General features: G+C 52.9%; 23 protein-coding genes, 1 riboswitch and 1 other annotated feature. Of the genes, 18 read left to right on the top strand and 5 right to left on the bottom strand.

Annotated elements, in window-relative coordinates; genetic code table 11:
- Positions 1 to 120, top strand: a riboswitch (SAM riboswitch).
- A 130-nt stretch (positions 121 to 250) separates the two neighbouring features.
- Positions 251 to 1,459, top strand: a complete 1,209-nt coding sequence (gene metK / locus L971_RS13075; protein WP_047376225.1) for a methionine adenosyltransferase — start codon at positions 251 to 253, stop codon at positions 1,457 to 1,459.
- 42 nt (positions 1,460 to 1,501) lie between these two features.
- Here the strand turns inward: metK and L971_RS13070 are convergent, their stop codons facing one another.
- A complete protein-coding gene (locus L971_RS13070) occupies positions 1,502 to 1,990 on the bottom strand; it encodes a hypothetical protein (protein ID WP_047376224.1) in 489 nt (162 codons plus the stop codon).
- 162 nt (positions 1,991 to 2,152) lie between these two features.
- On the opposite strand from L971_RS13070, the gene L971_RS13065 reads away from it, so the two are divergent.
- On the top strand, positions 2,153 to 2,623 hold the full coding sequence (locus L971_RS13065; protein ID WP_029334672.1) for a GNAT family N-acetyltransferase: 471 nt from the start codon (positions 2,153 to 2,155) through the stop codon (positions 2,621 to 2,623).
- A gap of 89 nt (positions 2,624 to 2,712) precedes the next feature.
- On the top strand, positions 2,713 to 3,429 hold the full coding sequence (locus L971_RS13060; protein ID WP_024371312.1) for an alpha/beta hydrolase: 717 nt from the start codon (positions 2,713 to 2,715) through the stop codon (positions 3,427 to 3,429).
- A gap of 29 nt (positions 3,430 to 3,458) precedes the next feature.
- Here L971_RS13060 and L971_RS13055 read toward each other — a convergent pair whose 3' ends face one another.
- Together L971_RS13055 and L971_RS13050 are read right to left on the bottom strand one after the other, a co-directional pair.
- Positions 3,459 to 4,028 carry a class I SAM-dependent methyltransferase gene (locus L971_RS13055; RefSeq protein WP_024371313.1) on the bottom strand — a complete coding sequence of 190 codons (570 nt, stop codon included), beginning with the start codon at positions 4,026 to 4,028 and terminating at the stop codon, positions 3,459 to 3,461.
- Positions 3,982 to 4,965 (bottom strand): TIGR01212 family radical SAM protein, encoded by a 984-nt coding sequence (locus L971_RS13050; protein WP_024371314.1) that lies wholly within the window; start codon positions 4,963 to 4,965, stop codon positions 3,982 to 3,984. Before L971_RS13050 ends, L971_RS13055 begins: the two co-directional genes overlap by 47 nt.
- Positions 4,966 to 5,135: 170 nt before the next feature.
- Here L971_RS13050 and L971_RS13045 point away from each other — a divergent pair, with 170 nt between their 5' ends.
- From L971_RS13045 to L971_RS13025, 5 genes are all read left to right on the top strand, one after another.
- The gene (locus L971_RS13045; RefSeq protein WP_231557612.1) at positions 5,136 to 6,320 is read left to right on the top strand and encodes an MFS transporter; all 1,185 of its coding nucleotides are present in this window, start codon (positions 5,136 to 5,138) and stop codon (positions 6,318 to 6,320) included.
- A gap of 131 nt (positions 6,321 to 6,451) precedes the next feature.
- Complete coding sequence (locus L971_RS13040) at positions 6,452 to 7,198, top strand: bacteriorhodopsin-like (RefSeq protein WP_024371316.1); 747 nt, start codon at positions 6,452 to 6,454, stop codon at positions 7,196 to 7,198.
- 58 nt (positions 7,199 to 7,256) lie between these two features.
- Positions 7,257 to 7,474: a binding site (T-box leader), on the top strand.
- A gap of 41 nt (positions 7,475 to 7,515) precedes the next feature.
- Complete coding sequence (leuS, locus tag L971_RS13035; RefSeq protein ID WP_024371317.1) at positions 7,516 to 9,918, top strand: leucine--tRNA ligase; 2,403 nt, start codon at positions 7,516 to 7,518, stop codon at positions 9,916 to 9,918.
- 118 nt (positions 9,919 to 10,036) lie between these two features.
- On the top strand, positions 10,037 to 11,104 hold the full coding sequence (locus tag L971_RS13030) for a hypothetical protein (protein ID WP_047376223.1): 1,068 nt from the start codon (positions 10,037 to 10,039) through the stop codon (positions 11,102 to 11,104).
- Between the two features lie 15 nt (positions 11,105 to 11,119).
- Positions 11,120 to 11,629 (top strand): hypothetical protein, encoded by a 510-nt coding sequence (locus L971_RS13025; RefSeq protein WP_024371319.1) that lies wholly within the window; start codon positions 11,120 to 11,122, stop codon positions 11,627 to 11,629.
- A gap of 28 nt (positions 11,630 to 11,657) precedes the next feature.
- On the opposite strand, the gene L971_RS13020 is transcribed toward L971_RS13025, so the two are convergent.
- Positions 11,658 to 12,929 (bottom strand): NAD(P)/FAD-dependent oxidoreductase, encoded by a 1,272-nt coding sequence (locus L971_RS13020; protein ID WP_197053180.1) that lies wholly within the window; start codon positions 12,927 to 12,929, stop codon positions 11,658 to 11,660.
- 142 nt (positions 12,930 to 13,071) lie between these two features.
- Between L971_RS13020 and L971_RS13015 the strand changes: the two genes are divergently transcribed.
- Both L971_RS13015 and L971_RS13010 read left to right on the top strand, forming a co-directional pair.
- Complete coding sequence (locus L971_RS13015) at positions 13,072 to 14,769, top strand: polysaccharide biosynthesis protein (RefSeq protein ID WP_047376221.1); 1,698 nt, start codon at positions 13,072 to 13,074, stop codon at positions 14,767 to 14,769.
- Positions 14,769 to 15,479, top strand: a complete 711-nt coding sequence (locus tag L971_RS13010) for a pseudouridine synthase (protein ID WP_047376220.1) — start codon at positions 14,769 to 14,771, stop codon at positions 15,477 to 15,479. The genes L971_RS13015 and L971_RS13010 overlap by 1 nt, the downstream gene beginning before the upstream one ends.
- An 85-nt stretch (positions 15,480 to 15,564) precedes the next feature.
- On the opposite strand, the gene L971_RS14990 is transcribed toward L971_RS13010, so the two are convergent.
- Entirely contained in the window at positions 15,565 to 15,786 is a 222-nt protein-coding gene (locus L971_RS14990) for a DeoR family transcriptional regulator (RefSeq protein ID WP_081637897.1), read from the bottom strand.
- Positions 15,787 to 16,093: 307 nt separating this feature from the next.
- On the opposite strand from L971_RS14990, the gene pepV reads away from it, so the two are divergent.
- The 8 genes from pepV (at position 16,094) to L971_RS12970 (ending at position 24,662) form a co-directional block, all read left to right on the top strand.
- Positions 16,094 to 17,479 carry a dipeptidase PepV gene (gene pepV / locus L971_RS13005; RefSeq protein ID WP_029334680.1) on the top strand — a complete coding sequence of 462 codons (1,386 nt, stop codon included), beginning with the start codon at positions 16,094 to 16,096 and terminating at the stop codon, positions 17,477 to 17,479.
- A gap of 60 nt (positions 17,480 to 17,539) precedes the next feature.
- Complete coding sequence (locus tag L971_RS13000) at positions 17,540 to 18,691, top strand: MFS transporter (protein ID WP_024371324.1); 1,152 nt, start codon at positions 17,540 to 17,542, stop codon at positions 18,689 to 18,691.
- A 5-nt stretch (positions 18,692 to 18,696) separates the two neighbouring features.
- Complete coding sequence (thpR, locus tag L971_RS12995; RefSeq protein WP_024371325.1) at positions 18,697 to 19,272, top strand: RNA 2',3'-cyclic phosphodiesterase; 576 nt, start codon at positions 18,697 to 18,699, stop codon at positions 19,270 to 19,272.
- Positions 19,242 to 20,081: an NERD domain-containing protein gene (locus tag L971_RS12990; RefSeq protein ID WP_047376219.1), complete on the top strand. Its 840-nt coding sequence runs from the start codon at positions 19,242 to 19,244 to the stop codon at positions 20,079 to 20,081. The genes thpR and L971_RS12990 overlap by 31 nt, the downstream gene beginning before the upstream one ends.
- 21 nt (positions 20,082 to 20,102) lie before the next feature.
- Entirely contained in the window at positions 20,103 to 22,268 is a 2,166-nt protein-coding gene (gene pulA, locus L971_RS12985; RefSeq protein ID WP_047376216.1) for a type I pullulanase, read from the top strand.
- Between the two features lie 50 nt (positions 22,269 to 22,318).
- Complete coding sequence (locus tag L971_RS12980; protein WP_052200398.1) at positions 22,319 to 23,104, top strand: phosphotransferase family protein; 786 nt, start codon at positions 22,319 to 22,321, stop codon at positions 23,102 to 23,104.
- Between the two features lie 295 nt (positions 23,105 to 23,399).
- A complete protein-coding gene (gene trmB, locus L971_RS12975; protein WP_047376212.1) occupies positions 23,400 to 24,047 on the top strand; it encodes a tRNA (guanosine(46)-N7)-methyltransferase TrmB in 648 nt (215 codons plus the stop codon).
- Between the two features lie 105 nt (positions 24,048 to 24,152).
- Positions 24,153 to 24,662, top strand: coding sequence for a hypothetical protein (locus L971_RS12970; protein ID WP_231557611.1), 510 nt, complete (start codon positions 24,153 to 24,155; stop codon positions 24,660 to 24,662).
- Positions 24,663 to 24,687: the final 25 nt, after the last annotated feature.

Below are 24,687 nucleotides of genomic sequence, written 5' to 3'. Positions count from 1 at the left end.
CTCTTATTCTGAGCGGTGGAGGGAACAAGGCCCTACGAAGCCCAGCAACCGTCCGATTTGTCAAAGTTATTCGGAAAAGGTGCTATCCTGAAGCGAAGCGTAAGCTTCGAACGATAAGAGGGTAAGGAAGAACGATTCAACCTTTCCCATTGAACGTGGCGAGAGGTTTTTTTCATTACCGTCCCAAAGCAACGCGTAAGGGGAACGAGTACCGTCCACACATCACCCTTATTATAGGAGGTTTTTCGAAATGGCAAACTTGAACCGTCGTCTTTTCACTTCGGAGTCCGTCACGGAAGGACATCCGGATAAAATTTGTGACCAAATCTCAGATGCGATTTTGGATGCGATTTTAGCTGAAGATCCAAACGCCCGCGTTGCGGCTGAGACATCTGTCACGACAGGTCTCGTGCTTGTAGCAGGTGAGATCACAACATCAACTTACGTGGATATCCCGAAAGTTGTTCGTGAAACAGTTCGTGAGATTGGCTACACACGCGCGAAATATGGTTTCGACGCAGAGACATGTGCTGTTTTGACGTCAATCGACGAGCAATCAGTCGATATCGCTCAAGGTGTCGACCAAGCACTCGAAGCACGTGAAGGTCAGATGACCGAAGAAGAACTCGACGCAATCGGCGCCGGAGACCAAGGTCTCATGTTCGGTTATGCGACGAAAGAGACACCGGAACTCATGCCGCTTCCGATCTCGATCGCACACAAACTGTCACGCCGTTTGGCGGAAGTCCGCAAGAACGGTACACTCGCTTACCTTCGTCCAGATGGTAAGACGCAAGTGACAGTCGAATACGACGAAGCGAACAACCCGGTCCGCATCGATACGATCGTCATCTCGACACAACACGCTGAAGACATCACGCTCGAGCAAATTCAAGCGGATCTTAAGAAACACGTCATCGATGCAGTCATCCCGACTGAGCTCATCGATGCCGATACGAAATATTTCATCAACCCGACTGGCCGTTTCGTAATTGGTGGGCCACAAGGTGATGCAGGTCTTACAGGACGTAAGATCATCGTCGATACGTACGGTGGTTACGCTCGTCACGGTGGCGGCGCGTTCTCTGGTAAAGATCCTACAAAAGTTGACCGTTCAGCAGCATACGCGGCTCGTTACGTGGCGAAAAACCTCGTCGCAGCTGGCCTTGCTGACAAAGCGGAAGTCCAACTCGCGTACGCGATCGGTGTCGCTCACCCTGTATCGATCGCGGTCGATACGTTCGGCACTGGTAAATTGAGCGAGACAGAGCTCGTTGAACTCATCCGTGAGAACTTCGACCTCCGTCCGGCCGGCATCATCAAGATGCTCGACCTTCGTCGCCCAATCTACAAGCAGACGGCAGCTTACGGCCACTTCGGTCGTACGGACGTTGAACTCCCATGGGAGCAAACGGACAAAGCAGCGGTGCTTGAAGAAGGCGCGAAACGCTTCGCTTAACCAAATGAAAGACGACCTTTCTCGTGAAAGGTCGCCTTTTTTTTATGATTTTGATGTTTGGTCAGTCGATGTACCGTCTTGTCCGAGCGCGGTATCTTTCGCCTCGACGACTTTCTCGCCGATGTCTTGCAAGTCGGCTCTTGCTTCTTGCGCCGTTTCGACGACTTTATTCACGTCTTGCTTGACCGTCTCGGCTTCACCGGCGACTTTCTCGTACACGTTTTGTACGTCTGTCGCGACTTCTTGGATGATGCCTGAGGCGGATTTCACTTGATCGATCACTTGTGACGCTTTACCGGCCGGATCTTCTTTCACCGTGTCGACGAGTCCACCGACCGAAGCTTTCGCATTCGTGAGCGATTGTTTCGTGTTCTCACGGTTCGATGAGCTGAGCATGGCGATCAAACCGCCGACGAGGGCACCGAGCAACATACCGGTGACGACGTTGATCTTCGGGCCGCCCGACTCGTGCTGGTCAAACTGACGGTTCGGGTTGTTAGGTTGTGTGTCATTTTGTAATGGTGGTTGCATACAAACACTCCTTTATAAGTTGGCATTGGTACCTTTATACCCTTGTCAAATTGGAAAGTAACGTTCTGTTCGAATTCGACATGAAAAAGTAATGAAACGGCAGGATATTTTTGGCGCGAGAGGGAATGATAGTACTAGATTGGCCAAAAGGGGGAAGCTGTCATGAAGATGAGGGAAGCCGTGCCGGAAGATGCCGCTTTGATTCGCGAAATCGCGCTCGCGACGACGAGTGTGTCAAACGACGTGCGATCGAGAGTCATGGAACGGGCTTATCAGCTCGAGGAAATTGTCCGAGCCATCAGTTCGAGCGAGGAAGCGAAAGAACAGTTGTTCATCGTCGGCGAGTCTGACGGCGACGTCATCGGATTTTACCATGCGATCGACCGAGGCGATGTGTGGGAAGTGCTTCGTCTTTATCTTCACCCGGCCCATCACCGCCAAGGGTTAGGGGCAAAGTTGCTGACGCATCTAGAGGAGCGGAAGACGCAACCGATCGAACTGTACGTCGAAAGCTCGAACGAGCAGGCGATCGGATTTTTGCACCATCATTCTTTCACCGAGCTAAATCGGATTCAAGAAGAAGTATATGACCAACCGATGGAACTTATCCATTTACGCTATGACCCACGCTAAGACTCCAGACGGATTTTCTTCCAAACATCAGTCGCGGCTGATGTTTTTTTGATAGAATTAAGCAGACATACTAATAATGAGGTGACAGCATGACATATGAAGAAACATCACGAAAAGGGGTCATCGTGATCGTTTATCCGCTCCAGTTCTCGTCGCGCGTCAGCGAGGCGTTCTTGCAACGTTTGAGCGTAGACTATGAGGTACTCATCGTGAGCGGTCAAACGGTCGGGATCACGGCGGAAGAGCATAAGCAACTGATCAAGAAGACACTCCGTGAGGCGGGCCAGTATAAAGTGCCGATCCATGTCGTCGCTTTCAGCCTAGGAGCACTCTTGACGAACCGCCTGTTGCAAGAGTACGATGTGCCGCTCGGCAGCTTGACGTACATCTCACCGTTGTTTGATTGGCATGCGTCTCGTCAAATCGGCGGGTTAAAGCAAGCCGTCGCCAGCGCCGTCGACCGGTTCCGTCCCGATTTGCCGCTCGGCATGATGACGTTCACTGGAGGCGGGGAAGAAGCTTCACGCTTCGGGGAGATCACCTATGCCCAGTACCGGGAAATCGAAGAGGAAATCGTCGAGCATCAAGAAGAAAAGAAACATTTACCTCGCTTGCCGCTCGCTTGTTTTTATGCACCGGACGATCGTTTCGCCGATGTGAAACTGACGCTGAACGTTTGCCGCAAGATTGGCGGCGACCAAGTGTACATCCGTCGGCTTGAAGGATTCCCACATTTCGGATATGAACGATTGAACACGAAGTTCGCCGAGACGCTGTTGACGTTCTATGAATTGATTCAAGAATAAGTAAAGGCGACTCACGTGAGTCGCCTTTGTCATGCCCGTTTTTCGATTGCCACGATAAATGGCGGGTGGTTCACTTGGTTGATGAAGCCGTAACGAAGCACACCGGCCTTCTTTTGATCGAGTGCTTCGACGTAGGCGAGCACGTCGTCCCGTTCCGCCTTGCCGCTGTCGTGTCCGTGATAGATGACGACGACGATGACCCCGCCGACCGCCATGATGTCGAGCAACTGTTCGAGGGCGTCAATCGTCGTTTGCCCTGAAGTCGTGACCGTCTTGTCGCTTCCCGGTAAGTAACCGAGGTTGAAGACGGCTGCCGTGATCGGACGCGTCTCATCCGTGACGACTTCCCGTACGGTATGGTGGCTGTCATGGATGACGCTCACACGTTCCGTTAGCCCCGCTTCCTCGAGCCGTTGCCGAGTGGCGAAGACCGCGGCTTCTTGGACATCGAACGCGTACACATGGCCGTTTTCAATAAGTTCCGCTAAAAATAACGTGTCATGCCCGTTACCGGCCGTCATGTCGATGGCGACCGTTCCAGGCTTAGCGTGTTCACGTAACAGATGTTTCGCGAACGGTAAAACTCTCATTAATCCCATGTATCTCATCCTTCTTTTTTCCTTGGAAGGAATCACGGCGCTCCAGCTCGGCGTGGATGGCGTTCAAAACAGCCATTTTTTGCCGGCTCCACATCGGTCCGATCAACAGGTCGGGCGGACCGTCTCCGGTCAAACGATGCACGATGATGTTTTCAGGCAAATACTCGAGCTGGTCGCAGACGAGCGAGATATACGTCTTCTCGTCCATCAGTTCGAGCAATCCTAATTCGTATTGCCGTGCGAGCGGCGTCTGTTTCAAGACGTGGAGCAAATGGATCTTGATTCCTTGTATGTCCATTTTAGCAACTTCTCGGGCTGTGTCGAGCATCATCTCCGTCGTTTCTCCTGGAAGCCCGTTAATAATATGGACGCACACCCGGATATTGTGGCGCCGCAGTTTGGCCAGCCCGTCGAGGAACGTCGCATAGTCGTGTCCGCGGTTGATTTTCTTGCCGGTCTTGTCGTGAATCGTCTGCAACCCGAGCTCGACCCATAAAGACGTCCGCCCGTTCAACTCGACGAGGTAGTCGACGACATCGTCCGGCAGGCAGTCGGGACGTGTCGCAATCGACAGACCGACGACCCCTTCTTCTTCGAGGGCGGGCTCAAACAGTTCACGCAAACGCTCGACCGGAGCGTATGTGTTGCTGAACGCCTGGAAATAAGCGATATAACGCGCGTCTTTCCATTTCCGATGCAACCGGGCTTTCCCTTCCGCGAACTGGACCGGGATCGGGTCACACGCGTTCCCGGCGAAGTCTCCGCTCCCATCGTCAGAGCAAAACGTGCAACCGCCTCGAGAGACGAGACCGTCCCGATTCGGACAGGTGAAGCCCCCGTCGAGCGGGACTTTGAATACTTTGCCGCCGTATTCGCGACGATACGCCTCATTCAATTTGTTGTATCTGGCTTCGCCAAATGGATTGTTCATGGTCATCCTCTCCTTCTTTGCTCATGCTATCACAAGGAAGCAAGTGACAAACTTCAGAATGAGTACTTTTTCTTGACAGTTATAGACCGTTCCGTTAGCTTGGAGAAGGACTAATTTTGAATTCGGCCGTCGTGCCGAATTTTTATCGTTAAGGCGATGGGAAAGGAGGAATTGGCGTGAACAAGAAAATGCCGATCTCAATATGGATTTTGGTCATCGCGATGGCGCTCAATACGACGGCGGCGTCTTTTTTATGGCCGTTTAACACGTTATATATCAATGGCTACTTAGGAGAATCGATGACGCTTGCCGGCGTCGCGCTTCTCGTCAACTCCGCCCTTGCCATCGTCGGGAACTATATCGGTGGGACACTGTTCGACCGGCTCGGCGGCAAGACGACGCTCGTGATCGCGGTGTCGTTACTTCTTGCCAGTTCGCTCGGGTTTCTGTTGTTCCATGCGACGTTCAGCGGGTATTTGCTCTGGCTCGGACTCATCGGTTTCTCAGGCGGACTCGTCTTCCCGACGGTGTACGCCTTCGCCGGTTTAATTTGGCCGGAAGGGGGGCGCCGTTCGTTCAACGCAATTTACGTCGCTCAAAACGTCGGGGTCGCCGTCGGTACGGCGATGAGCGGTCAAGTGGCGCGCATCAACATCGAGTGGATCTTTTATGCGAACTTCTTCTTGTCGGTCTTGTTCGTCGTCGTCCTCTTGTTCGGGTTCCGTTACTTGAAAGAAACGACCCGGCCGGTCATCGAGTCGCAGCTTGAGACCGCCGCGACGACATTGTCCGGTGCGACGATGAAGTCGATGTGGTACGTCGCCATCGGGTATGCCGTCCTTTGGTTCGTTTACGTCCAGTGGCAAGGGACGATCGCCGTCCACTCGCAAGGGCTTGGTGTGACCATTAGCCAGTATTCACTTCTTTGGACGGTGAACGGGGCGATGATTGTGTTCGCACAGCCGCTCCTCAACCGGATGCTCCGTCAATTCGAAGACGACTTGAAGCGTCAACTCGTCATCGGCGGTATCATCTTCCTCGCCGCGTTCGCAATCGTACCGTTCGCAGGTGCGTTCTCAATGTTCATGGTCGCGATGATCGTCATGACGATCGGGGAGATGTTCATCTGGCCGGCCGTCCCGACGATTGCCGCCAAACTTGCACCGGCAGGGAAAGCCGGACAGTATCAAGGGCTCGTCAATATCGCCGCCTCGGTCGGCCGGATGGTCGGTCCGACGTTATCCGGGTTGCTCTACGATATGCTCGGAATGGGCGCCGTCTTTATTCTGTTGTTCGTCTTGAGTTCGATGGGTCTCTTCTTCTTTACAAAAGCGGGTTCATTGAATCGTCAAACATCATAAGGATAAGCATATTGGTAGCATCTTCAGATTCACACGACTCTTGTCTCTTCATTTAAAATATAGTAAAGGATCCTTTCACATAGAATGAGCTGTCGTCTTTAGTCTGTTCTCATACGAAGGAGAGGGACAGAATGAACGAAGAAGTCAATTTGCTCGTGTTGGCGACACAGTATATGTTTTGGGTCGGTTTTGTCGGGATGGCAGCAGCGACGCTTTACTTTTTAGTGGAACGGAACAGTTTGGACCCGGAATATCGTTCGGTCGCGACTGTCGCGGCGCTCGTCACGTTTGTCGCTGCGATTCACTACTACTTCATGAAAGACGCGGTCGGCGATACAGGGTTGTTGTCAGAAATCACAGGCTTCCCGACGGAGATACGGTATATCGACTGGCTCGTCACGACGCCGCTCCTGCTCGTCAAGTTTCCCCTCTTGCTCAGTCTGAAAGGAAAGATGAAGTCGGGGTTGTTGACGAAGCTGATCGTCGCGGACGTGATCATGATCGTCGCCGGATATCTCGGAGAATCCTCGATCAACTTGAACGGCGGCTTCACCCAACTTGGACTGTGGGGATATTTGATTGGCTGTTTGGCGTGGATTTATATCATCTACCTTCTGTTCACGAACGTCACGAAAGCGGCCGAATCATCGCCGGCACCGATTCGGAAAGCGCTCCTCAATATGCGGCTGTTCATTTTGATTGGTTGGGCCATCTACCCGATCGGCTATGCCGTCACGCTGTTTGCGACAGGGGTCGAAGTGCAATTGGTGCGTGAATTGATCTACAACGTGGCCGACTTGGTGAACAAAGTCGGGTTCGGCTTGATCGCGTTCTTCGCCGTCAAAACGATCTCGACGATGAAACAAATCAAGACGTGACGAAAAGTTGACGTTGACGCGGTTTTTTATCTTGAGATAGAATGAAGAAGTGAGATAAATAATCGCGATGAAAAGGAATAGTATCGTCTTGTCTGTATTGTAGAGAGCCGGTGGTTGGTGCAAACCGGTATATGGACGTCGAGAACTCGCCTTGGAGCAGTTTGCCTGAACGAAGAGTAGGGTGAACCGGAGTTACGCCTCGTTACCGGCGTCTCAAGTGGCAGAAATGCAACATGGGTGGTACCGCGGAGAGCTTTCAAGCCTTTCGTCCCATTACCGGGGCGGAGGGCTTTTTATTATGCAGAGGAGGAAGAATTTTGGACTATTTTAAACATCAAGACATCGAGCCGAAATGGCAAAAACGTTGGGAAGAGCGCGACTCGTTCCGGACGACAGAAGACCCGGACAAGGAGTGTTTCTACGTCTTAGACATGTTCCCTTATCCGTCAGGGGCCGGCCTTCACGTCGGACACCCGGAAGGTTACACGGCGACGGACATCATCGCCCGCATGAAACGGATGCAAGGGTACAACGTGCTTCATCCGATCGGCTGGGACGCGTTCGGTCTTCCGGCCGAGCAGTACGCCTTAGATACAGGGAACGACCCGCGCGAGTTCACGGAACGCAACATCGGCACGTTCCGCCGTCAGTTGAAAGAACTCGGCTTCTCGTACGACTGGGACCGTGAAATTAGTACGACCGATCCGAAATACTACAAGTGGACACAGTGGATCTTCACGCAACTTTACGACCGTGGCCTCGCCTACGTCGATGAAGTGGCCGTCAACTGGTGCCCGGCCCTCGGTACGGTGCTCGCGAACGAAGAAGTCATCGACGGTTTGTCAGAACGCGGCAACCATCCAGTGTACCGTGTCCCGATGAAGCAGTGGGTGCTCCGCATCACGGAATACGCGGAACGGTTGCTTGATGATTTGGAAGGGCTCGATTGGCCAGAGAGCGTCAAAGAGATGCAGCGCAACTGGATCGGGAAGTCGGTCGGCGCCGAAGTCGACTTCAAAGTCGACGGTCACGATAAAGTCGTCACCGTGTTCACGACACGCCCGGACACGCTTTACGGGGCGACATACGTCACGCTCGCGCCGGAGCATCCGTTCGTCAAGGCGATCGCGACGCCGGAACAAGCGGTAGCAATCGAAGCGTATACCGAGGAAGTATCGAAGAAGACGGACCTTGAACGGACCGACCTCGCCAAAGAGAAGACCGGTGTCTTCACGGGTGCATACGCCATCAACCCGGTCAACGGCGAGAAACTCCCGATTTGGATCGCCGACTACGTCTTGTCGACGTATGGGACAGGCGCGGTCATGGCCGTACCTGGACATGATGAGCGCGATTACGAGTTCGCGCAGACGTTCGATCTTCCGATCCGGGAAGTCGTCAAAGGCGGTAACTTGGATGAGGCCGCTTACGTCGAGGACGGCGTCCACGTCAACTCAGGTAGCTTGGACGGTCTCAACAAAGCTGACGCCATCGCCAAAATCATTGAAGAACTTGAACTCGCCGGCACCGGCCGTGCGAAGACGACGTATCGTCTCCGTGACTGGTTGTTCAGCCGCCAACGCTATTGGGGCGAGCCGATTCCGATCGTTCATATGGAAGACGGCACACTCAAGACAGTACCGGTGGAAGACCTTCCGCTCGAGCTCCCGATCATCGATGAAATCAAACCGTCAGGAACAGGGGAGTCACCGCTCGCCAATGCGGATGAGTGGTTGACGTACACGGATCCGGTTACTGGGGAGAAAGGCCGTCGCGAGACGAACACGATGCCACAATGGGCCGGCAGTTGCTGGTACTATATCCGCTACATCGACCCGCATAACGAAGACATGATCGCCGACCCTGAGAAGCTCAAGCGCTGGCTTCCGGTCGACTTGTATATCGGCGGTACGGAGCATGCGGTGCTTCACTTGCTTTACGCACGTTTCTGGCACAAAGTGCTTTACGATATCGGCATCGTCCCGACGAACGAGCCGTTCCAAAAGTTGTATAACCAAGGGATGATCCTCGGTGAGAACAATGAGAAGATGTCGAAATCAAAAGGCAACGTCGTCAACCCGGACGATATCGTCAAGTCGCACGGAGCCGATACGCTCCGCCTTTATGAGATGTTCATGGGTCCACTCGATGCGGCCATCGCTTGGTCGACGAACGGTCTTGACGGTGCCCGTCGCTTCCTCGACCGCGTCTGGCGTTTGTTCGAACAGACGAAACTAGAAGACAACGCCCCGACGGCCGACTTCGAACGCACGTATCATCAAACGGTGAAAAAAGTGACCGAAGATTACGAGGCGCTCCGTTTCAATACGGCGATCTCGCAACTTATGGTGTTCATCAATGAGGCGTATAAGCAAGACACGCTTCCGAAACAAGAGATGGTCAACTTCATCAAGATGCTCGCCCCGGTCGCACCGCACTTGGCCGAAGAGTTGTGGGAACGTCTCGGCATGACGGAAGACTTGACGTACGCGGCATGGCCGACGTTCGATGAGTCGAAACTCGTCAGCGACACGATTGAAGTCGTCATCCAAGTGAACGGGAAGCTTCGCGCGAAGATGCATGTGGCTCGTGACGCTTCGAAAGACGTCCTCGAGACGGAGGCGCTCGGAAACGAGCGCGTCCAAGAGTTCACAGAAGGGAAGACGGTCCGTAAAGTCATCGTCGTCCCGGGCAAGCTCGTCAATATCGTCGTAGGATGACCGAGAAGAACGTGTGACATTGTCACATGTTCTTTTCTTTTTCTTGACGCCGTTTTCTTTTTCGGATGGGTTTGTTACACTAAAGGGCGATACTGCAGAAAAAGGGGACAAAACGTCCATGAAACGTTCTTACGTACTATATACGACGTCGTTCGCCGTGTTGGTCGGGGTGATTCTCTGTTACGTGTTCGTCTTCTCAGACGAAGAGATTCAACGACAAATCGGCGCGACGTTCGAAAAAATCGACATTCAAACGAGCCATCAAGCGACGCCGCTCCCACCGGTCGAGGCCTCGCCTGACGAGGATGACGTCGATACGACTGATGCGCTTGAACAGATTCAAAACATCGATGAAGTATATTATAGCGATACGATCGGCGCTTACTTGGTTCTAACGAAAAACCTCGAGTTTTTCGAAGTGAGCGGGAACGCCAATCGCGTCATCTCGTCGCTTCAACTAAATAATGACGGACAAGACTTGAAGCTTAACGAGTTCATCGGCATGCGCATGATCACGGAGACGAAAATTTTTGCGGTCACCGCCAACGGTGTGCTCGTGACGATCGAACGGGAAGGTGGGCGTTGGGTCGAGCAAGAACGGAAAGTGATTGAACGGATCCGTCCAGACGATCGTCTGTTCGGGCTCGGTTATGATCAAGCGACAGAACGTCTCATCATCATGAACCGGAAGTCTGGAACGACTGATGTCGAACTCCTCTATGTCGAGGAGCGGATCATTGAAGCGAAGACCGAGCAGACAGACGAGTCAACGAGTGAACCGAATGAGGAATCAGAACCGACCGAAGAGACGATTGAGGTGGATGCGGTCGCGCCGGAAGACGAAGCGCTCCAAGCGGACGAGCCCGCACCAGAAGTCGAACCGTTGAGCGAGTGGGCGATCGAATCCCGCAAAGCGCTCACGACGACGGGCATGAGCGCCTCGATCCAACAAAAGTTCGAGAAGTTCCGCGGTGTCGGTCTCGTCGAACGGCAAGGCCGGATTTACGTACTCGACTCAGAAGAACTCGTCTTATATACGATCAACCCGAATGAAGGAACGATGAACGGGCAGATGGTGACGCCGCGCGTGTACGGTTCGACCGGGATGTTCCTGCAAGACAATGAGATATTTGCAATTGTACGACCAGACGTGTTCGATCTTGATGCGTTCGTCTCGGTCGACTGATGAGGAGATGACAAGATGAGCAAACGATATTTTTATGAAGAAGTCCGCCAATTCCATGAGACGTTCGGTCACCCTGAGGCGAAAGCCCCTGAACCGATCGCGCTCGACCGTGCCGTCAAGCGCTCGGTATGGACCGCGGAAGAGGCAGTCGTCGAATTTTTACACCAATCGTCACGAAACGAGGAAGAGTTTCTCCAAGCCGTGGCGACGTTCAAACAAGGGTTTGAAAACGCGGTCGAGAAGTCGCTTAAAGAAGCCTCACCGACGACCGACGTCGAACGGCTCGTCGGTCAAGGCGATGCCTTGACCGATGCCCTCTACTTCGTCATGGGCAGTTTCGTCGAGCTCGGTCTCGACCCGGTCCCATTGTTTGAAATCGTACAACGGGCGAATATGGCGAAACTCGGTCCGGACGGGAAACCGATTTTACGCGAATCGGACAACAAAATCATGAAGCCAGAAGGATGGATGCCGCCAGAGCCGGAACTTGAGGCCGAAGTGCTCCGCCAGATGGCAAAAAAATAAGAGCGTGTGGTCAAATGACCACGCGCTCTTATTTCGTCTCGACGGCAGAAAATTGTGCCGCATGTGATCCGGCGCAATGTCCGGTCGTGAAAGCGGCTGTGATATTGTAACCGCCAGTGTAGCCATGGATGTCGAGCACTTCACCGGCAAAGAAGAGGCCGGGTGCTTTCTTCGACATCATCGTCTGCGGGGCGACTTCTTTCACGGAGACGCCGCCGCCTGTGACGAACGCCTTGTCAAAGTCGAGCGTGCCGGTTGCGTGGAGCTCGAACGTCTTCAAGGCGGTGGCGAAGTCGATGACCGACTGCTTTTTTAACTGACTCGCGTCTTCTTCACCAAATGATAGGAAAGCGAGCAGCAAGTCGAGCATCCGTTCCGGGATGAACCCTTTCCAGACGTTTTTGACGGCACGTTTCGGTTGGGCCTGCACTTGTTTCCATAATTCTTGGTACAGCTCGTCGCGCGTCATGTCCGGGAACAAGTCGAGAGAGAGCAGGACGACACGTTCTTTACTGCGCTTCCGTTCTTTAATCGTATACTGGCTGCAGCGCAGGGCGATCGGGCCAGAGACACCGAAATGGGTGAAAATCATGTCACCGCGATGCGTCTTGATCGGCTTCCCTTTTTTTCCGTGAACGGTGAGGGCGACGTCCCGAAGCGACAGCCCTTGCAATTCCTTTGTCCCGATAAAGTCGTCGTTCAACTTGATCGGCACCTCGGTCGGGAACAGCTCGGTGATCGTGTGGCCGGCTTTCTCGGCCCACGGATAACCGTCACCGGTCGAGCCGGTGTGGGGGACCGATTGACCGCCGACGGCCATGACACAAGCGCTCGCCTCGATGCGTTCACCGTCCTCGAGTTCGACGGCGGTGAACTCGTTCGCTTCATTAAAATGGAGCGTCTTCACTTTGGCATTTTTTCGAATCTCGACACCGAGGTCGCTGATGGCTTGCAAGAGCGTGTTGACGACGTCTTGTGCCTTATCGGTCACCGGGAACATCCGGCCGTTGTCTTCTTCTTTCAACGGGATGCCGAATCCGGTGAACAAGTCGATGATCGACTGATTGTCGAACTGGGCGAGGGCGCTGTAAAGGAAACGACCGTTTCCAGGGATGAACTGGACAAGTTCGTCGACCGGTTTCCGGTTCGTCACGTTGCAACGGCCGCCGCCTGAGATGGCGAGCTTGCGTCCGAGTTTTGAGCCTTTGTCGATGAGGAGCGTATTGGCGCCGGCTTTCGCGGCGGCGTAAGTCGCCATGAGGCCGCTCGGCCCTCCTCCGATGATGATGACGTCTTTCATGATGGTATACCTCGTTTCTATCAAATCAATCGGTAAAATTATCGTAACTTTATTATCCGCAACAGTAAGAGTATAATGAGAAACGATTGTTTTGTAAAACGAAGACATTTCACAAGTTGTCAAAAATAGATGGAGGTAACTCATGTCATCAAGCGTCAAACAAGATTCAGGAAGAGAGTCCTTCGTCAAAGGCACGCTCCTTTTATCGGCCGGGAACTTGATTTCCCGGATGCTCGGACTGTTGTATACGTTCCCGTTCCAAGCGATGGTCGGGATTGCCGGTGTCACGCTCTATCAGGCGGCGTATACGTATTATGCGCTCATGATCGCCATCTCGACGGCGGGCATCCCCGTTGCCGTCTCGAAGTTCATTGCGAAGTATAATGCGCTCGGTGAGTACGGGACGAGTCAGCGGTTGTTCCGTCAAGGGATGAAACTCATGCTCGTCACCGGGGTCGTCGCGTTTTTAGTGCTGTTTTTCGCGGCCCCGTGGCTATCTGAGCTCATGGTGCGTAACTCAGACAACAACCAACAGTACGTCGACTCGCTCACGCTCGTCACACGCAGCGTCAGTTTCGCGCTCTTGCTCATCCCGGCGATGAGTATGGTCCGCGGTTATTTCCAAGGCCATCAAGATATGGCCCCGACCGCGATTTCCCAGGTCATCGAACAAATCGTTCGCATCCTATTCTTGCTGAGCGGAACGATGCTCGTCTTGTTCGTCTTGTCTGACTCGAACCTCGTTCGACCACTCGCCGAAACGTTAGGCGGGACCGGGGCGGTCGAGACGACCGAGTTGAACGGACTGAAAGTGCTCGCCGTCACGATTGCGACGTTCAGCGCGTTCATCGGCGCGATTGGAAGTATCGTTGTCCTCGCGATGTACTGGCGCAGACGAAAAGACATTCATCGCCAGACTGAAAATCCTGCCGGGACACCGGTCCGCTCGATGAAGTCACTCTTACTCGAGCTGCTCAGCTATTCGATTCCAATCGTCATGGTCGGATTGTCGACACCGCTCTACCAGTTCGTCGACCAGTTGACGATGGTCAACACGCTCCTCAACTCCGGTAAGACGGTGTCCGAGGCGACGTCGGCGTTCGGTTTCTTGACGGGGAACGCCCATAAGATCGTCTTGATTCCAGTGTCGATCGCGGCCAGTGTGTCGATGGCGACGATCCCGCTCGTCACGCGCTCGTTCACACACGGGGACATGACGAAAGTCCGTGACCAAGTGAACCACATTTTCCAAGTGTCATTTTTCGTGACGATCCCGGCTGTCATCGGGCTCGTCGCCTTGTCGGAACCGCTGTTCGGGACATTGTTCCCGCGCGACCGTGAAGGTTGGGTTTACTTGCTTCATTATGCACCGAGTGCCTTTTTCCTCGCTTACTATTCCGTGGCAGCGGCGATCTTGCAAGGGATCAACCGGCAGTATTTCACGATCTTTGCGACGGCGATGGGACTTCTCGCCAAAGTCGCCTTGAACGTGCCGTTCGTCTACATGCTCGGCGGGATCGGGGCCGGCTATGCGACGATTGCCGGTTATATCGTCGCCATCATCCTCATGGTGTGGAAAATTCAACGAGCCCTTCACTTCCCATATAAACAGTTGTTGCGTCGGACGATGCTCATGTTTGCGATGGGGGCGGCGATGTTCATCGTCGTGTACGGTTCCTTGTTCGTCACGTTGGACGATGTACCGAGCTGGGGGAATGACATATGGGCGACGTTCGTCGGCTTCGGCCTCGGTCTCGTCGTCTACGGTTATCTCGGCTGGCGCAGTCATTTGGCTGGAAAGCTGTTAGGAAAACGATTCCAGTATCGGAGGAAGAACTAATGCGGATTGATAAATTGTTAGCGAACATGGGTTATGGTTCACGGAAAGACGTCAAGATCTTACTGAAACAAGGGGTCGTCCGCGTCGACGATCAACTCGTCAAAGACGCGAAGCGGCAAGTTCATCTAGAGACGGAACGAGTGACCGTCCAAGGCGAAGTGGTCGAGTATCGTCCGTTCGTCTACTTGATGATGAACAAACCGGCCGGTGTCGTCAGTGCGACTGAAGACAAGGTCGAATCGACAGTGATCGAGTTGATTGATCCATCGTATGCCCATTACGAGTTGTTCCCGGTCGGACGTCTCGATAAAGACACGACGGGCCTATTGCTCTTGACGAACGACGGGGCGTTCAATCATGCGCTCATGTCTCCGCGTAAACACGTCGACAAAGTGTACGTCGCCGAGGTCGATGGCGAGATGACGGTCGACGACGTCCGCCACTTTGCCGAAGGCGTCGAGCTAGAGGACGGCTATACGACGAAGCCGGCCCGGCTCGAAGTGCTTAGTCGGAACGGTCGTCGCTCGACGATCCGTTTGACGTTGTCAGAAGGAAAGTATCATCAAGTGAAGCGGATGGTCGCGGCCGTCGGCAAGCACGTCGAACAACTCGAGCGCGTCCAAATCGGTCCGCTCGAACTCGATCCTGCGCTCGCCCCGGGTGAATATCGGGAACTGACCGCAGCCGAGGTAGATCAACTCACCACGTAAACAAGAGAGTCTATGGAGCGTCCTCCATAGGCTCTTTTTTCAATGAAAAAGGGATCCCGTTACACAGGATCCCTCGTAATTTTATTCAGTTTGCCGTTTTGAGCGAACGTTTTGAAGATGTCCACGTGCCGCGGCTCGGGCTTTCAACAAGATTGTTGTATTCAAGTACGTTCAAATCACGCTGTACGGTGCGTGATGTGATCCCGAACTCCTCTACTAGTTCTGAAGTGGTAACGCATTCCCTCTCATTAATAAACAAATAAATTGACTTAATACGGGTTAGCATACGATCTGTTGAACCTTTCATTGGATGACCTCCCAATGCGTAGAATGATGAAAGACAAAACCTACGGACGACAAAATGAAATATGAAATTGTTATTTTCTAAAATTACATCTTCAGTATAACGCTCTGACGAATAATTGCAAGTGAAAAGCACGAACAATCAAATTGTAAAGTTGTTGTTATGAACGTAAATATCGAATGAAGATATTGTAAAACGATTATAATATCGATAAAAGACGAACGAAAAAATATTTTCGAAATGAATGTTCGTCTTTCTAACATTTGGATATACTAGTAAGGGAGAGTACATTCGTAAAGGGGAGATTAACATGAACTGGAGACAGGAAATCGATGCACGAGAAGAGGCGTTTTTAGACGATTTGAAAGGCTTGCTTCAAATCCCGAGCGTCCTTGACGAATCGAAGGTCGGGCCAAACGAGCCGTTTGGTCCCGAAGTGCGTCGCGCCCTCGACTACATGCTTGAGCTCGGTAAGCGCGATGGGTTCACGACGAAAGACGTGAACGGTTATGCGGGACATTTAGAATATGGTTCAGGCGAAGAACTCGTCGGCATTCTTTGCCATTTGGATGTCGTGCCGGCCGGGGAAGGGTGGACGTATGGGGCGTTCAACCCGACGATTGTCGATGGAAAAATCTACGCGCGTGGAAGTAACGACGATAAAGGGCCGACGCTCGCCGCTTATTATGGCCTCAAAATCGTCAAAGAGCTCGGCTTACCGCTCTCGAAACGAGTCCGCCTCATCGCCGGCTGTGATGAGGAGAGCGAGTGGCGCTGTGTCCGGGAATATTTCAAACAAGAAGAAATGCCGACGTACGGATTTGCACCTGACGCCGACTTCCCGATCATCAACGCTGAGAAAGGGTTATACGACGGTGTCTTGAAGCAAGTCCCAATCCAGCGCACGTCAGGAGCGAAGTATGAGTTACGCTCGTTCATGAGTGGCGAACGCCCGAACATGGTGCCTGACTTTGCAACCGCCGTGTTAAAGACGGACGATGTTCTAGAAGAGAAATTTGAAGCGTATCTAGAGAAATATGAAGCGGACGGGACGTGTGTGTACGACCGGGGCGAGTACACGTTTACGATGAAAGGCGTGGCTGCCCACGCCATGGAGCCGGACAATGGCGTAAATGCGGCCTACGTGCTCGCCGGATTCCTGTTGCCGCTCTCGCTCGACATCCAAGGCGAGCGCTACATCGAATTCGTCCGCCACGTCTTCGCCGACTCGCGGGGCATCTCGCTAGGCATCGAGGCGAGTGATGAGACGGGTGACTTGACCGTTAACGGCGGCGTGTTCCGTTATAGCGCGGATGAACGCACGGCAACGCTCAACATCCGTTACCCGTACACGGCAAAGTTCCCGGAACGATTGCAAAACTTGAAAGAAATCGCCTTGTCGTTCGGTTTCGAGTTGACGACACGTCATCATATGCCGCCGCATCACGTGGCAGAGGACCATCCGCTCGTCAAGACGTTGCAAGCCGTCTACGAACGTCAGACGGGCGAATCGGCTAACTTGATGGCGATCGGCGGCGGGACGTACGCCCGTTCGCTCGAAGCGGGTGTCGCGTTCGGCGCCTTGTTCCCGGGCGCGAAAGACGTCGCGCACCAAGTCGATGAATATATGGAAATTGAAGATTTGTTCCGGGCGGCCGCAATCTATGCGGAAGCCATCTATGAGCTCGCTAAATGAAAAGACTCAGAGAGCTGACTGAACTGGTCAGCTCTCTGTCTGTTAGGAAGGAAGTTTGTTGTGAACCAGCAAAAACGTTTATTTCAATCCATCTATGTTGCTATATTCTTCGCCCAAGGTGCACTGATCCCCTATATGGCCTTGTTCTTCTCGCAGGATCGGTTCGATTTGTCACCGAGCGAGGTCGGGACAATCGTGGCCATTTTGCCAATTCTCTCCATCGGGGTCCAACCGCTTTGGGGGATGCTCGCCGATCGGACCGGTCGCGTCCGGGCTTGGCTCGTGCTCGCGATGGTTGGTGCGGCCGCGTTATCGCTCACATTCTTGTTTGCGACGGCTTATGTATGGATCGTCTTGTTGATGGTCGCCTGGTCGGTCTTCCAATGTGCCCACATCCCGCTCGTCGATATGATGACGCTCGACTATACGGCCCGTGCTAAAATTGATTACGGGGCCATCCGTCTGTACGGTTCAGCCGGATTTGCCATCGCCGTCTTCATGATGGGTCGAATCTCGGATACGGCGTGGGGGTTGTCGAGCACGTTTCTTCTCAGTGCCATCGTACTCGTCATCGGGAGCGTCGTGTTGAGACAAATCTCTGAAGTCGAGGCCCCGCGCCCAACCGCAGTCGCACCGTTCGCTTGGTCAGCCGTTTGGAACAAGCAGTTCGTCGCGTTTCTCATCGGCGGGATGCTCGTGTTCGGTCCGATTTATGCGAACAACTATTACTTCGGTATTTATGTGACGAGCATCGGAGGCTCGACGACGCTCATCGGGACATTGTTTTTAGTCGCCGTACTTTGTGAGATCCCGTTCATGAAAGTGGCCCATCAGATCGTCTTCCGCCTTGGGACGGTAAACGTGCTCGCAGGCGCCGCCTTCATCTCGGCTTTACGCAACGGATGGTTGGCTTTCGAGCCGCCACTTTGGGTCGTTTGGTTGCTCGCGATCGTCCAAGGACTCGTTGTCGGTTTGCTCATCCCTGTAGCTTTGCAGTTCGTTCGCAGTCTCGTCAGCTTAAACGTGACGTCGACGGCGATCGGCGTCTACATGGCTGTCACATCGGGCTTGGCGACGGCCGGATTCAACCAGCTCAGTGGAATCATCATTGAATATGACAGCATCATCGGTGTATTTTGGATGTACACTGCGGTCAGCTTCGCAGGTGCGCTTTTATTCTTGGGACTACGACGGTTCCATCGGAAAGGGTGAAGTCGATGTCGACACATTACTTTTTAGCGTTGCCGATCGAGTCCGCGGAATTTGAACGGATTCAACGGGAGGTCTTGCCGTACTATTCGTATCATCGCATTTATCGACCTGACGAATTTCACGTGACGCTTCAATTTTTAGGTGCGTTAGACGATGACCAAGTTGAGGCGGTCCGAGAAATCACGAAGCGCGTGGCGGACGAAACGTCACCCTTCACGTTGACGTTTCAACGATTGGACCACTTCGGTCGATCGGATCGCCCGCGTGTGTTGACGATCGTGCCGGAACCGGAACAAGCACTTATGACGTTTGTGAGTGAGTTACGGGGCCGGTTGTCTGAAGATATTCCGGCGCTCGATCGGAAGCCGTTCGTCCCTCACGTCACACTCGCGAAAAAATGGGACAGCGGGACGATCGCGCCCCATGTCGCTCCCGCGTTTAATATTATAGAGAAGATCGACGCTGTCGTACTATATCGAATCAATCCGGGTCATAAACCGGCATATGAGGCGATTGACGTATTCCCGCTAGCGCGTTCAGAGGAGGAGTCATGGCGATCCCGATTAAAATTTTTGACGTAATCTCAAAGTATGAACGAAACGTTTTAGACCAGTACAATCGCTACCAAGAATACGTGGAGTCGGACACGGCGCGCCTTCAACGTCTTCATGAGTTGAATCGGTTGAATCCGCCTGAAGTGATCGAGTTCGAGAACCCGTGGTGGAAGTTTTGGCGCCGCGTGGAGCGAATCAAATTGGAGCCGACGCCATTGACGGATACGCAATTTCAAGCGATGTTGACGGCAAGGCGCCGGATTCAAAAATTGCAATTCGCTTGCGAAGGTGCGACAGAAGCGGACGTTCCGATGCTGGCGTTTCTGCGCGAGTATGGGTACCGCCGAATGCTGTTGGAGTGGAACGAGAAACATTTCTTCATGTATCGTCCCGTCGTCAACTGGAACGGGGCGACTGTGGAACTGAGTCATCTCATCATCGGTCCGTCGCACATTTATATGGTCGAATGGCTCGACGGGGACCGAAGTATTTACCACATATCAAAAGAGAAGACGTGGATTCATCAACCGCTCAAAGGGGAAAATAACCGTGTAGTCAATCCGCTTATCGCATTGACACGCACAGAAGAGATCGTTCGTCAGTTTCTTCCGTCCTATGACGGGGTTTTCCAAAAAGTAACGGTGGCCCCGAACGGCTATTTCGATCACGTTCCTACATCCAGTACGACCCAGTTCGTTTCCCGGTCAGATTATGACCAATGGATGAGACAAGTGAACGGGCGTGCCCCGATCGTCAAAGCCCAACAAATTCGAGATGTGGCGACACTACTAGATCAGACAGCACAGATGCCGTTTCGACAATTTTTGGACCAGTAGGTAGGAGAGGATGGAACACGTATGCATCACACACCAGACCAGCAAACGACAACCCATGCGACAATCGAACGGGCATCGCTTCTGTCGTTCGAACTGATCCGGCTTGAAGTTGTCCCTGAATATGTTGCCATTCCCGTTCAAATCGAGCAGAACGGTCGCCCAATCGAATACACCGTCGTCAAAGAGCGATGGACCGAGACGGGAATGATTGAACGTGACTTGAAATTGACGCGGCCCGTCTCATTAGAAACCGTCTATACAGTCTTTCATCCAGGCCACAAAACGATCGTCGTCGTTCCGCGAGAAATCGTTCAGACTGAAGAATTCGAGCGTCGGTATGCCTACGATGGGCCGCTCGGGCTCGTCTTTGGTTCGACCGACATCGAGGCGTTCGTCTGGTCACCGGTCGCGTTCTCGATCTGGGTGACGGTGCACGATGAGGAGACGCATCGCGAAATCGAGCGTTTCCGGATGACGAGACAAGCCCGTGGCGTTTGGCATGCCGAAGTTCCACGACTTTATGAAGGCTTGCTCTATCGCCTTCACGTCAAAACGCCAGTTGAAACGAATGACGTCGTCGACCCTTACGCGAAAGCCGTCAGCGTTAATGGCGAATTTGGCGTATTGGTCGATGTCGAAGCGCATATCGCCGAACACGTCGAGACGACCGAGCGGACGCCGCTAAGGAAAGCGACCGATGCTGTCATCTATGAACTCCATATCCGGGATTTCACGAGTCACCCGTCATCGACGAGCCGATTGAAAGGATTATATGGCAGTGTCGCTGAAACGGGGCTCTTGACGAGCGTCGGACACAGCGCCGGCCTCGACTATATAAAAGAACTCGGCGTCACGCACATTCAGCTATTGCCGGTCCATGACTTCGGCAGTGTCGACGAGTTGACGCGCATGCCGTACAACTGGGGGTACGATCCGATTCACTGGTTCGCCCTGGAGGGAAGTTACGCCTCGAATCCGCTCGCGCCGCTCGCTCGGGTGTCAGAATACGCCCAACTCGTCTCCGATTTGCATCGGTCCGGGCTTCGGGTCGTCGTAGACGTCGTCATGAACCACGTCTACGTACGGGAGCAATCGTCGCTCGAGGCTCTCGTCCCGTACTACTATTTCCGTTATGAGCATGACGGGACAGTCGCGAACGGTACCGGTGTCGGCAATGATACCGCCTCCGAACGTTACATGATGCGCCGCATGATCGTCGATTGTGTCACGTACTTCGCGACCACGTACGACGTGGACGGATTCCGATTCGACTTGATGGGGATCCACGACGTCGAGACGATGAACCAAGTCCGGGCTGCGCTCGATAAGATCGACCGGTCGATCCTCATGTACGGGGAAGGATGGGATTTAGCGACGCCGCTTAGCCCATCTGTGAAAGCGACGTCCCACAATGCGGCCCATATGCCAAGGATCGGTCATTTCAACGACATGATGCGCGACGCGCTCAAAGGCTCCACGTTCAATGACCGAGAGCAGGGATTCGTCTCTGGGAACGAATGGCGCGAATGGGAGCTGCGGGAATGTCTCACCGGTGCGGTCCAAATCCCGAACGTGACCGTCGGACGTTTCCCGAGTCCACAGTACACGATCAACTACGTCGAAGCACACGACAACTACACGACGTATGACAAGCTCCAGCTCGCCTGTGAAGAGACGGATGAGGCGACGCGACTACGCATGCAACGTTTTGCGACGGCTATTGTCATCACGTCACAAGGCGTCCCGTTTTTACATGCCGGCCAAGAGTTCGGACGGACGAAACAAGGGGTCGAAAACAGTTACAACGCCCCAGACCGCATCAACCATTTCGACTGGGACTTGCGCGATGAACGGCTCGCTGAAGTCGAATATGTAAAAACGTTGCTCAAATTACGGCGTCGTCATACGTGTTTCCGGTTCGACACCCGGCAAAAAGTAGTGGAACAGTTCAAGTTCCTCCCGTCTCCGCCCGGCGTCATCGCCTATGAAGTGACGGCGAGTCATTCCTATGACGCTTGGCAACGGGTACGTGTGTATTTGAATGGAACGCATGGCGACGTCACGTTCCATGCGGACGGGGAATGGAACGTCTACGTTCAAGGGGAGCGGGCTAGCCTCACACCGATTGTCCGGAATCCAGTCGAGATTCAAGTCGAGTCGTTGTCAATGACGATTATCGCGTGTTAATATGGTGATTGTATCTTTTTAATTTCTTATGAGATTTGAGCGTGATGAATATGTATTCAGATATAATCGGTGCGCTCGGCGAGGAGTGGACGGTCGCCTCGGCAGGTGGGATCACAGGTGAGGCATACGTGGCGACGACGCGCCAACAGAAAATTTTCGTCAAGCGGAACTCGTCTCCGTTTTTAGCGATTTTATCCGCCGAAGGCATCGTTCCGAAATTATTATGGACGAAGCGAATGTTCAACGGCGATGTCCTAAGTGCGCAACAGTTCATCGAAGGGCGAGAGTTGTCCCCGGACGACATGAACCGTCCCGACGTGGCGGCCCAGCTTGGGAAAATCCATCATTCGAAAGAGCTATTGTTCATGCTACAACAATTGGACCATACGCCCGTCACGTCTGCCCTGTTGCTCCGGCAATGTGCCGCCTATGGACAAGACGAGTCGAACGAGACGATCGACGAGGCGGTTCAATGGTTGATGAGCCACCGCCCGGTCGATGACGAGCAAGAACTCGTCGTCTGCCACTCGGATTTGAACCATAACAACTGGATCGAAGACGAGTCCGGTCAACTGTATTTGACCGACTGGGACGATGCCATCATCGCGGATCGGGCGTTTGACTTGGCGATGGTGCTCTATAGTTATGTCGACGAAACAAATTGGGAAAACTGGTTCCGGCAATACGGAGTCACTTTGACCGAAACGTTGCGTAATCGGATGCACTGGTACGCAATCGCCCAGACGGTGCTCACGATTTATGGGGAGCAGAGTGAGATGGAGCGACAAGAGGGACTTTCCGTCTTGCAAGAACTTCTCGACGAAACGAACGAATAGAAATAGAAAAAGGGATGGCCCACAGCTGGGTCATCCCTTTCAATATGCATTATACATCATCAGGTTTCATAAAGAACGCCCATACGAACGTCGCGATGACAGCGGCGAAAAAAGTTAACGGGGCCGCATAAAAAATTAAGAATTGGTCCAACGTGCTCATCAATCTAACCTCCTCGGAAGGATGATATACGTTCATTAAACAACGATTTCGTGTATAATCGCAAGGGGACTGCTCGCTTGAAGCGGCACAGTCAGATCAAACTTGAACATTTCATGAACGAAAGGTAGGATTTACATGCGATTACGCCACAAACCTTGGGCGAAAGACTATATGCAAGCTCAAGAACACGTCTTCATCACTGATCCCGCGTCGTTGAAAGGGAACTGGGCAACCGAGTTCGGCAATGACCACCCGCTCTTCATCGAGGTCGGGTCAGGGAAAGGACAATTCATCTTAGGAATGGCCAAACAACATCCGGACGTCAATTTTATCGCGATCGAGCTTTTCGAGAGCGTTGCCGTCTCGATCGTCCAAAAACTTGTCGAAACACCGATGCCGAACGTACGGGTGTTGACGGTCGACGCCAAGCAACTCGTCGATTATTTCGAAGCAGGAGAGGTCGACCGCGTCTACTTGAACTTCTCGGATCCATGGCCGAAGACACGCCACGCGAAGCGTCGATTGACGTATAAAACGTTCCTTGCCACGTACGAGTCGGTCTTACCGCGCGGAGGAGAAATCCATTTTAAAACGGATAACCGCAGTTTGTTCGAATACTCGCTCGAAAGCATGAGCCAATACGGGATGTACTTCACAGATATTTCACTCGATCTTCACGTGAACGAGCCGGCTGACAACGTTCGTACCGAGTACGAAGAGCGCTTCAGCGCAATGGGACAGCCGATTTATCGGATGGAGGCCGCGTTCCGTCCGAAAATTTGACACGCTTTTTTCTTATTTTAATAGCATTTTCTTCACACTTTTTTCTTTCTTCTTGGTACAATAGGAATGACGCTAAATTGGAATTAGAGAAGGGGGAACATGGGGATGTTGAAAAAAGCATGGGCAAGCCTGCTTGCAGTAATCTTCATTCTAACAATCGCACCACTTAATACCTCGGCTAACGAGGCGTTCTTGGACGCCCTAGAAGAGGACTTGAAGGCAACGCATTATGACTACAAAGAAGGAACTGCGGAAATCATCAAGCAAGAGACACTCACGTCTTCGAACGGAAATGAGATCATTGCAGCGGTCGTCGAGCTCGACACGATTCGTGACGGCATCTTCATCACGCGTAAAACAGAGTTCCATTACTTTGACGCGACCGACAACAAGATTTTAGCGACGGCCGACCTCGGTGAAGTCGAAGGTGCGACCGAGTTTGCTGATGCGAACATCGACATGCTCGGACAAAAAGTCGTCTACTGGTTGCCTGTGTTGATCATGTTGTTGTTGATTGCGATTCCAGCACTCATCTTGTTCTTCGTCGTGCCACGTTTCTACTCGACGACGGAATACATGAACCCGATTTACGAAAAAAACGATAATCCACGTTAAAAAAAGAGCCGATTGGCTCTTTTTT

The sequence above is a fragment of the Exiguobacterium sp. ZOR0005 genome, assembly GCF_000798975.1.
GTDB classification, from domain to species: Bacteria; Bacillota; Bacilli; order Exiguobacteriales; family Exiguobacteriaceae; genus Exiguobacterium; species Exiguobacterium aurantiacum.
The sequence above is the reverse complement of the archived record's forward strand: the minus strand, read 5'-3'. Positions and strand labels throughout refer to the sequence as shown.

Excerpts from the sequence above, each read along its gene's own strand:
- metK (WP_047376225.1), top strand. The coding sequence starts at position 251 with ATGGCAAACTTGAACCGTCGTCTTTTCACTTCGGAGTCCGTCACGGAA.
- L971_RS13070 (WP_047376224.1), bottom strand. The coding sequence starts at position 1,990 with ATGCAACCACCATTACAAAATGACACACAACCTAACAACCCGAACCGT.
- L971_RS13065 (WP_029334672.1), top strand. The coding sequence starts at position 2,153 with ATGAAGATGAGGGAAGCCGTGCCGGAAGATGCCGCTTTGATTCGCGAA.
- L971_RS13060 (WP_024371312.1), top strand. The coding sequence starts at position 2,713 with ATGACATATGAAGAAACATCACGAAAAGGGGTCATCGTGATCGTTTAT.
- L971_RS13055 (WP_024371313.1), bottom strand. The coding sequence starts at position 4,028 with ATGGGATTAATGAGAGTTTTACCGTTCGCGAAACATCTGTTACGTGAA.
- L971_RS13050 (WP_024371314.1), bottom strand. The coding sequence starts at position 4,965 with ATGACCATGAACAATCCATTTGGCGAAGCCAGATACAACAAATTGAAT.
- L971_RS13040 (WP_024371316.1), top strand. The coding sequence starts at position 6,452 with ATGAACGAAGAAGTCAATTTGCTCGTGTTGGCGACACAGTATATGTTT.
- L971_RS13030 (WP_047376223.1), top strand. The coding sequence starts at position 10,037 with ATGAAACGTTCTTACGTACTATATACGACGTCGTTCGCCGTGTTGGTC.
- L971_RS13025 (WP_024371319.1), top strand. The coding sequence starts at position 11,120 with ATGAGCAAACGATATTTTTATGAAGAAGTCCGCCAATTCCATGAGACG.
- L971_RS13020 (WP_197053180.1), bottom strand. The coding sequence starts at position 12,929 with ATGAAAGACGTCATCATCATCGGAGGAGGGCCGAGCGGCCTCATGGCG.
- L971_RS13015 (WP_047376221.1), top strand. The coding sequence starts at position 13,072 with ATGTCATCAAGCGTCAAACAAGATTCAGGAAGAGAGTCCTTCGTCAAA.
- L971_RS13010 (WP_047376220.1), top strand. The coding sequence starts at position 14,769 with ATGCGGATTGATAAATTGTTAGCGAACATGGGTTATGGTTCACGGAAA.
- L971_RS14990 (WP_081637897.1), bottom strand. The coding sequence starts at position 15,786 with ATGAAAGGTTCAACAGATCGTATGCTAACCCGTATTAAGTCAATTTAT.
- pepV (WP_029334680.1), top strand. The coding sequence starts at position 16,094 with ATGAACTGGAGACAGGAAATCGATGCACGAGAAGAGGCGTTTTTAGAC.
- thpR (WP_024371325.1), top strand. The coding sequence starts at position 18,697 with ATGTCGACACATTACTTTTTAGCGTTGCCGATCGAGTCCGCGGAATTT.
- L971_RS12990 (WP_047376219.1), top strand. The coding sequence starts at position 19,242 with ATGGCGATCCCGATTAAAATTTTTGACGTAATCTCAAAGTATGAACGA.
- pulA (WP_047376216.1), top strand. The coding sequence starts at position 20,103 with ATGCATCACACACCAGACCAGCAAACGACAACCCATGCGACAATCGAA.
- L971_RS12980 (WP_052200398.1), top strand. The coding sequence starts at position 22,319 with ATGTATTCAGATATAATCGGTGCGCTCGGCGAGGAGTGGACGGTCGCC.
- trmB (WP_047376212.1), top strand. The coding sequence starts at position 23,400 with ATGCGATTACGCCACAAACCTTGGGCGAAAGACTATATGCAAGCTCAA.
- L971_RS12970 (WP_231557611.1), top strand. The coding sequence starts at position 24,153 with ATGTTGAAAAAAGCATGGGCAAGCCTGCTTGCAGTAATCTTCATTCTA.